General features: G+C 36.1%; 8 protein-coding genes and 2 pseudogenes. 5 read left to right on the top strand and 5 right to left on the bottom strand.

What is annotated here, in order from left to right:
• Positions 1-212: 212 nt before the first annotated feature.
• Positions 213-485, bottom strand: a complete 273-nt coding sequence (locus FLS47_RS16075; RefSeq protein ID WP_188347463.1) for a tyrosine-type recombinase/integrase — start codon at positions 483-485, stop codon at positions 213-215.
• A gap of 752 nt (positions 486-1,237) precedes the next feature.
• Complete coding sequence (locus tag FLS47_RS16070) at positions 1,238-2,077, bottom strand: tyrosine-type recombinase/integrase (RefSeq protein WP_149915351.1); 840 nt, start codon at positions 2,075-2,077, stop codon at positions 1,238-1,240.
• Positions 2,078-2,446: 369 nt separating this feature from the next.
• Between FLS47_RS16070 and FLS47_RS16065 the strand changes: the two genes are divergently transcribed.
• From FLS47_RS16065 to FLS47_RS16045, 5 genes are all read left to right on the top strand, one after another.
• Positions 2,447-2,965 carry a hypothetical protein gene (locus FLS47_RS16065; RefSeq protein WP_149915350.1) on the top strand — a complete coding sequence of 173 codons (519 nt, stop codon included), beginning with the start codon at positions 2,447-2,449 and terminating at the stop codon, positions 2,963-2,965.
• A gap of 241 nt (positions 2,966-3,206) precedes the next feature.
• The gene (locus tag FLS47_RS16060) at positions 3,207-3,581 is read left to right on the top strand and encodes an ArsR/SmtB family transcription factor (protein WP_149915349.1); all 375 of its coding nucleotides are present in this window, start codon (positions 3,207-3,209) and stop codon (positions 3,579-3,581) included.
• Positions 3,578-4,177, top strand: a complete 600-nt coding sequence (merTP, locus tag FLS47_RS16055) for a mercuric transport protein MerTP (RefSeq protein WP_055092307.1) — start codon at positions 3,578-3,580, stop codon at positions 4,175-4,177. Before FLS47_RS16060 ends, merTP begins: the two co-directional genes overlap by 4 nt.
• Position 4,178: 1 nt before the next feature.
• Positions 4,179-4,385, top strand: a complete 207-nt coding sequence (locus tag FLS47_RS18900; RefSeq protein ID WP_069796431.1) for a GDCCVxC domain-containing (seleno)protein — start codon at positions 4,179-4,181, stop codon at positions 4,383-4,385.
• Positions 4,386-4,588: 203 nt separating this feature from the next.
• Positions 4,589-5,251: a DUF4919 domain-containing protein gene (locus tag FLS47_RS16045; RefSeq protein ID WP_188347462.1), complete on the top strand. Its 663-nt coding sequence runs from the start codon at positions 4,589-4,591 to the stop codon at positions 5,249-5,251.
• A gap of 233 nt (positions 5,252-5,484) precedes the next feature.
• On the opposite strand, the gene FLS47_RS16040 is transcribed toward FLS47_RS16045, so the two are convergent.
• The 3 genes and pseudogenes from FLS47_RS16040 to FLS47_RS18315 all read right to left on the bottom strand — a co-directional run.
• The gene (locus FLS47_RS16040) at positions 5,485-6,582 is read right to left on the bottom strand and encodes an IS91 family transposase (RefSeq protein WP_149915347.1); all 1,098 of its coding nucleotides are present in this window, start codon (positions 6,580-6,582) and stop codon (positions 5,485-5,487) included.
• Positions 6,561-7,102, bottom strand: a pseudogene (locus tag FLS47_RS19095) (tyrosine-type recombinase/integrase). The gene FLS47_RS16040 and the pseudogene FLS47_RS19095 overlap by 22 nt, the downstream one beginning before the upstream one ends.
• 240 nt (positions 7,103-7,342) lie before the next feature.
• Positions 7,343-7,462: pseudogene (locus FLS47_RS18315) on the bottom strand (IS3 family transposase); the annotation flags it as partial.

The following is a 7,462-nucleotide window of genomic DNA, read 5'->3' as shown; positions in this document are numbered from 1 at the left end:
CAGGTACTCTTTTGCTCATAAAACAATCTGATTGCAGCTTAAAGATATGAAAATCAGGTGATTAAAGCAAATAATATGAGTGATAAAATACAAAAAAGAGGCTGCCTATTTTGAGACAGCCTCTTTTCAGTAATCCCAACTTTCACCTAATGGCATCATAGTCAACGCCTATCAAGCAAAAAGTTGGGGTAATATTATCACCATTACCCGGTTTATATTCCAAACATTGCAGCTATTCCCTTGTTCACGGGTAGTTTCCACTTTTTTTTCATGGATTTGGTTACTGTATCTTCGAGAGTTTCAATGGTCGCTTTTTTTTGTTCTTTAGTAACATCCTGATATATCATTGTGGATTGCAAGCTTGAGTGCCCCATCAGCTCCTTGATTTCAACGATATTGATATTATCTTCTCTCCAATGGCATGCCATGCTGTGACGCCACAGATGACTGTGCAGGTCGAGGGGGGACCTCTTCGCACCTTCCATGAGCGATTTTTGCATATAACTTCAATCGCTTGCTCACTGCAGGTTGTGTCAGTTTAGCTCTTATTCCATGACAAGGAGAATAGAACAAGAAGTTATCAGGTTTTGGGTTCGATTCATGGAACTACTTCAAATACCGTTCCAGCCAATCCACAAGTCGTTTCTGAAGATATATCGATCTTATTCTACCTCCTTTGCCATGAAGAATAACAAAAGGATCCTTTACTTTAAGGTGGACATCGATAATTTACATAACGTGTTTGTTAGATGCTTTTTGTTTTTATCAATTCAAAGCCATTTGTTTCGTTTAATACAATTACCGCTACTTCATGAATTGTTGTTTTTTGTTGATTTTACCCATTATTTCCTGATCTATGCTCTCTTCTATTTCTATCTGTGCCTCTTTACTTATTCATAAATAATTTGAAATATGATTTTTTTCATTAAACTACTCTAATAAATAGATGCCAAGATGTATTGCCGATTTGTTTAATATATCTATATTTGTATTATCGAATTACAAATTATATGTGAGTAAAACGGTGAGTAGTTCTTCTGTTAGAAAGTCAATTGGTTGATTTATAGATATTTGAATGATGGGATTTTCGTCCTGCCACCCCGACAAAAGCCACTGATTATCAGTGGCTTTTTCTATTTTCGGACTTATTTCGGACAAAAATTACTTATTTTTCAACTTAATATTAAGATAGGTAAGTCTAGATTAGGGTAGTCTCATATAGTGTTTATCTTAGAAATTATAAAAAATCTAGTGGGCTTGGGGTCTTTTTCTTATCAATATCTGTGATATGTGTGTAGATCATGGTAGTCTTGATATTCTCATGACCTAGTAATTCCTGAACAATTCGAATATCAATACCGGACTGAATTAAATGTGTAGCATACGAATGTCGTAACGTATGGACTGTACCTTCGGTTTTGATCTTAGCCATTGATAATGATTTTTTTAAAATAAGCTGAACACTTCTTTCACTATATCGATTTCCTCTTTCTCCTTCAAAAAGATAGTCGCTAGGTTTATAAATTAGATAATATTCGCGTAAAATATCTAGCAACTTATCAGGTAATGAAACAATTCGGTCTTTGTTTCCTTTGCTTTGGTTGATACGTATCATCTTATCAGATGATCGGATATCTTTTATTTTGAGGTTTAGTAACTCACTAAGGCGTAGTCCGCAGCTATATATAGTTGTTAATATGGCCTTATGTTTAATGTTTTCCGTATTATCTAATAGTAGTCTGATCTCTTCTTTGGAAAAGAATTTTGGCAGTTTGTTTAAATGTCTTTTAGGGTATAAGTAATCAAGTTTAATTTTTTCATTCAGTATCAATTCATAAATTTTCTTAATAGCTCCAACTAAACCTTTTTGATAGGAAATACTGATTTTTTCTTTTTGAACTTTTTCATTTATAAAGGATTCTATAATAGTAATTGGTATAGATTCTAAAGAGGGATAATTATCAACATATTTGAGAAATAAACGGGCATAATCTTTATATGCTTTAACTGTATTGTTAGCATATCTTTGCGTAGTCAGCTTTTTTTCAAATGTTTTCAGTATAGTTTCGTTATCCATATAGAGATAACGATTTATTCATATCAATTGTTTCGCTTTACGGTATTTAATGTTGTGTCAACATGTTAAAATATAGTCTGTTATATCGTCTTTGGATCTGTAAGGCGAAGTGCGTCTATAGAGACGGATTGGCGAAATATTTTGTATATTAGCTTCGCTAAAGAATATGTTGTTAGCAATCCGCTGCGCTCCTTGCTAACAATGGCTCGGCGACTTACGTCGCTTGCCGTAAGCCGCCGCTTCGCGGACTGCTTACAACAAGCGACTTGGCTAAATAGCTCCGCTTTTGTATCTTCGATACAGCTTCGCTACTTCGCCAAGTCGCCGAGCCATTATGTGCAACCTTAGCAAACCAACAAACAGACAATAATGCCGACAATAGAAATAGCTTCAATCAACTCAACAGGACTTGGACTTAACCAAGCGGACTTTGACGTTGCAATAATTGAAGAACATAAACTTGAAAGTCACCGTGGACTATTTTACGACCAGCTTCGACAACAAAACGGAGTAATAGTTCACATTGGTAATCCTGACTTTAAAGACGACAAAGAAGGTGGCTTTTTTGCAGGAGCTATTGTTGACTGGAGTTTTGAACCTGGCGACATAATTATTCATGAATATGACGAAAATGACCCGACATACAATAGTGGAGCGAACCAACAATTTAGGTTTAAGTTTTTAGAACAATTCAAACCTGACATTGATAAGTTGCTGAAATTTGCACTTGACAATTCACCAATTAAAAAAGTTTGTTTTCTAACAGACTATCAATTTGGACCTGAAAACGGAAGAACAGAAATAATTTACACAATTACAGACTTTTGGGCACAACACGACAACGAAGGACTTGGATTAAATACATTGTATGAAATGTATGGACGATAGAAAGGCAGCACATAACACGGGTTTTGCGTCAGGCGGGGTGAAGTGCAAACTTCTAGCTTTGTGCTTCTATTCAAGTTCAGTGCTGGTTGACAGTTTAGTGCTCTGAAACCCGCCCGAACGCAAAGCCGAAAAACGTTAGTGGCAAGGCTATGACGACACAACCCGACAGACAAATCGGGTTCTTTTTGATATTTTGTATTTTAGTAATTGCTTAAATAAACAAATTAACTATCTTTGCAATATGGACAACAATTCTTGCATACGACAACAAGCGGACATTAAACAAATAAATCGCTGTAAAAACCGAGTTTCAGAACTCAACGGCTCGTTTGACTATTTATCGAACGGACTTGAATTAGCGGGAAACAACGTAAGACTGAAAATTCTCTTTCTATTATATGAAGAAAAACGACTCTGTGTTTGTGATATGAGCGACATTCTTGGTATGACAATTTCGGCAATTTCACAACACTTGCGAAAACTCAAAGACCGAAAACTAATTGAAACCGAACGAGAAGCACAAACCATTTATTACTCATTGACAAAAGAGTATGAAAAAATGCTGAAACCGTTTTTTAAAATACTTGACGAAAACAAAATTTTAGAAACATTATGAAAACAGACAAAAAACTAATCGGAGCAGGACTTTTAACAGCAATTGCAGCTTCATTGTGTTGTATTACTCCAGTCTTGGCTTTAGTAGCAGGAACAAGCGGACTTGCTTCTACTTTTTCTTGGCTCGAACCTTTCAGACCGTATTTTATCGGTTTGACAATTTTGGTTCTTGGTTTTGCTTGGTATCAAAAGTTGAAACCTAAAAAGCAAATTGACTGCAACTGTGAGACAGAAGAAAAACCAAAATTCATTCAGTCAAAAATGTTTTTAGGAATTGTAACAGCATTTGCAATCGTTATGCTTGCCTTTCCATACTATTCAAGCATTTTCTACCCAAAGAAAGAAAAGCAAATCATAGTAGTGGACAAATCCAATATTCAAAAAGTAAAATTTACGATTAGCGGAATGACTTGTGCGAGTTGCGAAGAACACGTAAATCACGAAGTAAATAAATTGACAGGAATAATAAGTTCAAACGCTTCATATGAAAATGGAAATGCAATCATAGAATTTGACAACTCAAAAACAAATATTTCTGAAATCGAAAAAGCAATAAACTCAACAGGATATTCTGTAACCGACAAAAAAGAAAATTAAAATGGAAATCAAATTACAATCAACAATAACTTGCCCCAACTGCGGACATAAGAAAGAAGAAACAATGCCGACAGACGCTTGCCAATATTTTTACGAATGTGAAAAATGCAAACAAGTTCTAAAACCAAAACAAGGCGACTGCTGTGTTTATTGTAGCTACGGAAGTGTTGCTTGTCCACCAATTCAGCAGGACAAAAAATGTTGCTGACAGACGGAAAACAAAGAAGCCCAGCCACTAACAGCGGTTTGGCAAAAGTGGCGGTTCAGTGCTTCGTATGACAGTTTTTCGTAAATTTGAAGTGTGTGCTTCGTATGAACATTTGTGGTTAAATCGCCACCTTCGCCAAGCCGCAAACCGTTGTAGGCAATATTATAATGACACTGCATAAAATAACACTAACCAAAAGATATATGAAAGAATTTTTATTTTTAATACTTCTTTCATTTTTCTCACAAGGCTATGCTCAGAATGAACTAACTATTAATTATTCTGAAATTAAAGAGAAAATTGAAAACCAGAATTCTCCTAATTATTATCCAAAACTTTTAAAGAAGTTTAATGATTTTGACAAAGACTTGAAACTTGAAGAATATGCGTTATTATATTATGGATTTACTTTTCAAGAAAATTACTTAAAAAATCAATCAGAAGAAATCGAACTTTCAAAATTAGAAAAAGATGAAAAATTTGAGGAATTAATTTCTGCCTGTGAAAAATATCTTTTAAAAAATCCTGTAAGTCTAAAAGCAAATGATTTAATGGCTTATTCTCTTTATAAACTCAACAAACCGGAATCGGAATGGAAAAAATTTCAAGATAGATATAGGGCGCTTAGAAAAGTAATTGTTTATAGTGGAAATGGTTTGACTTGTGAAACTGCATTTAAGGTAATTAGCGTTTCAGATGAATATGATATTTTATACAGTTACTTTGATGTAGAGTATATTAAAAAACAAAGTTTAGTTGGTTTATGTGACAAATTTGAAATCTCTAAAACTCAATATTATCAATCAGATATAATTTACTTTGACATTTCTCAAAAAATAATAAGAAGTGAAAATCTAAAAAAATAATACTGCCCACAATAACTAAGCTTTCGTCTTGCCCGTAGGGCTAGAGATGAAAGCCCGTTGAACGGAACCGGTTACTGGACACGTATTTTTATGGAGTTTTCATTTTTAGGTTAGAAGATATTCGAGCAGGTGGAGGCCTGCTTTTTGTTTTTTCGTGGCTTTTGACTCTTAATAATCAGTTTACTACGCTCATTACCCTCACTTCTGAACACAAGTTCCCTTACCCGTAAAAGCTAATTTACAGGAACACGTTTAGGGTCAAGAAGGTAACCTTTTGGTGGACCTCTCTTTCCAAAAGTCAATATCGTAACCAAATTTCCTTCATGACAACAGCGGCATTTAAGATGTTGCATTTTGGCTGCTTTTTGGGGTCTAATAATTTTTAACGCATCTTGTAATTGCTGAAGTCTACCCCGTTTCCAGCGGCTACTTAAAATGCCATAATGACGAATACGAACAAATCTGCGCGGCAAAATATGCAAGCTAAAACGTCGGGCAAATTCTTCATGTTTCAACTTCAGTTCCTTGGTTTTACTTCCATCTTTATAGTCTTTGTAGTTAATCGTAACTTCTTGATGGCTTACGCTTTTTATCCGATGATTACTGATCGCTACCTTATGTGTATAGCGTCCTAAGTATTCTATCACTGGCTTGGCTCCACCAAATGGTCGTTTAGCATACACTACCCAATTCTTTTCGAACAAACCTGCGATGATATCAGAGTCGGTGAGTTTCTCTTTACGCAACAACGCGACATATTTAGCCCGAAAGACTTTACTCAATGCTTGCACTGAAAACAGATATTTATCTGTTTTAATTTTACCTCTCCACTTCCCATTTTCATCGATACCTCCACCTGGAACGATACAATGCAAATGCGGATGCAAACTCAAATTTTGTCCCCAAGTGTGCAGAATCGAGATCATACCCAATTGTAATCCTTCGGTTTTACCAAACTGAGATAAGGTAGACCAAGTGGCTTCAAACAACAGGCGGTAAATGACCTGCGGATGTGAAAGTGCTAAAGTATTCAATGTATCGGGTAGGGTAAATACTAAGTGATAGTACCAGCAAGGTAATAACTCTTGTGCTCTAGCGGCAATCCATTCCTCACGTTTGTGCCCCTGACATTTCGGACAATGTCGATTTCGACAACTATTGTAGCTGATACTTATGTTGCCACAAGCATCCCATGCGTCGAGATGACCACCCAAAGCGGCTGTTCTACATAACGTTAAAGCTCTTAGTGTTTTCTGTTGGTGAACCGTAAAGTTTTGATGTGATAAATCTACTTTTTCAAGCACATCGGCTACTTCCCAGTGCGGCTGCATAAAGCAAAAACGGTATCAAGAGGACTATGGACTTGTTGTTGGGCTAACTGACAAACATGGAGGTATTCCATCGTACTCTCCACCCGTTCATGCCCCAGAAGCTTTTGAACTTGTAGAATATTCACACCATCTTCTAACAATGCGTAGCATAGCTGTGCCGTAGCGTATGGGTATGTACCTCCTTGAGGATACCGGCCTTTTTACAAACGGTTTTGACAACCCATTGAACGCCACGCTGGCTATAACGCGAATCAAAATCTTTGCCCTCTTTGCTATTGCCTGTGAATAAAAAGGTAGTAGGATGTTCTGCTGAAATATAACTTTTTAACCCTCTAATAAGGTGCTCAGAAAGTGGAACATAGCGATCTTTTTTGCCTTTACTTTGAACAATATGAAGGAGCTTACGATCAAAATCAAGATGTTTTAAGGATAGATTACGCACTTCCATACAACGCAGACCACAGCCATAAATCAATCCAATCAATAAACGATGTTTAAGTAAATCCGCATGTTGAAGCATACGCCAAATCTCTTCTCGACTCAAGATAACAGGAAGCTTTTTTTCTTTGGAAATAGATGGTAAATGAAGATGATCGTACGGAAGATTTTCGGTTTTTAATAGAAATCGAAGACTATAGACAGTATGCTTGAAATACGTTTGAGAAGGACTTTTGCTTCTTTGCTGCAAGACATAAAGGTAGTCTTGAACTTGTTCAGCATCTAGCTCCGTGGGAAGACATCCAAAATGTAATGCCAGCGCTCTACCTTTGCCGTCCATTGATATCTTAATCTCATTTTTCTGTAAGGCTTTCACAAAAACTTCAGATGTAAACTGAGATCCCTGATCGGTGTTGAATATCTCGGGCTTACCATGAGTTTG

The sequence above is a fragment of the Sphingobacterium cavernae genome (assembly GCF_008520265.1).
GTDB classification, from domain to species: domain Bacteria; phylum Bacteroidota; class Bacteroidia; order Sphingobacteriales; family Sphingobacteriaceae; genus Sphingobacterium; species Sphingobacterium cavernae.
Note: the sequence above shows the minus strand (reverse complement) of the source record. Positions and strands in the feature narration are given on the sequence as shown.

What these genes read in the sequence shown, in the direction of transcription:
- FLS47_RS16075 (WP_188347463.1), bottom strand. Translation starts at nt 485, where the DNA reads ATGGAAGGTGCGAAGAGGTCCCCCCTCGACCTGCACAGTCATCTGTGG.
- FLS47_RS16040 (WP_149915347.1), bottom strand. Translation starts at nt 6,582, where the DNA reads ATGCAGCCGCACTGGGAAGTAGCCGATGTGCTTGAAAAAGTAGATTTA.
- merTP (WP_055092307.1), top strand. Translation starts at nt 3,578, where the DNA reads ATGAAAACAGACAAAAAACTAATCGGAGCAGGACTTTTAACAGCAATT.
- FLS47_RS16065 (WP_149915350.1), top strand. Translation starts at nt 2,447, where the DNA reads ATGCCGACAATAGAAATAGCTTCAATCAACTCAACAGGACTTGGACTT.
- FLS47_RS16045 (WP_188347462.1), top strand. Translation starts at nt 4,589, where the DNA reads ATGAAAGAATTTTTATTTTTAATACTTCTTTCATTTTTCTCACAAGGC.
- FLS47_RS16060 (WP_149915349.1), top strand. Translation starts at nt 3,207, where the DNA reads ATGGACAACAATTCTTGCATACGACAACAAGCGGACATTAAACAAATA.
- FLS47_RS18900 (WP_069796431.1), top strand. Translation starts at nt 4,179, where the DNA reads ATGGAAATCAAATTACAATCAACAATAACTTGCCCCAACTGCGGACAT.
- FLS47_RS16070 (WP_149915351.1), bottom strand. Translation starts at nt 2,077, where the DNA reads ATGGATAACGAAACTATACTGAAAACATTTGAAAAAAAGCTGACTACG.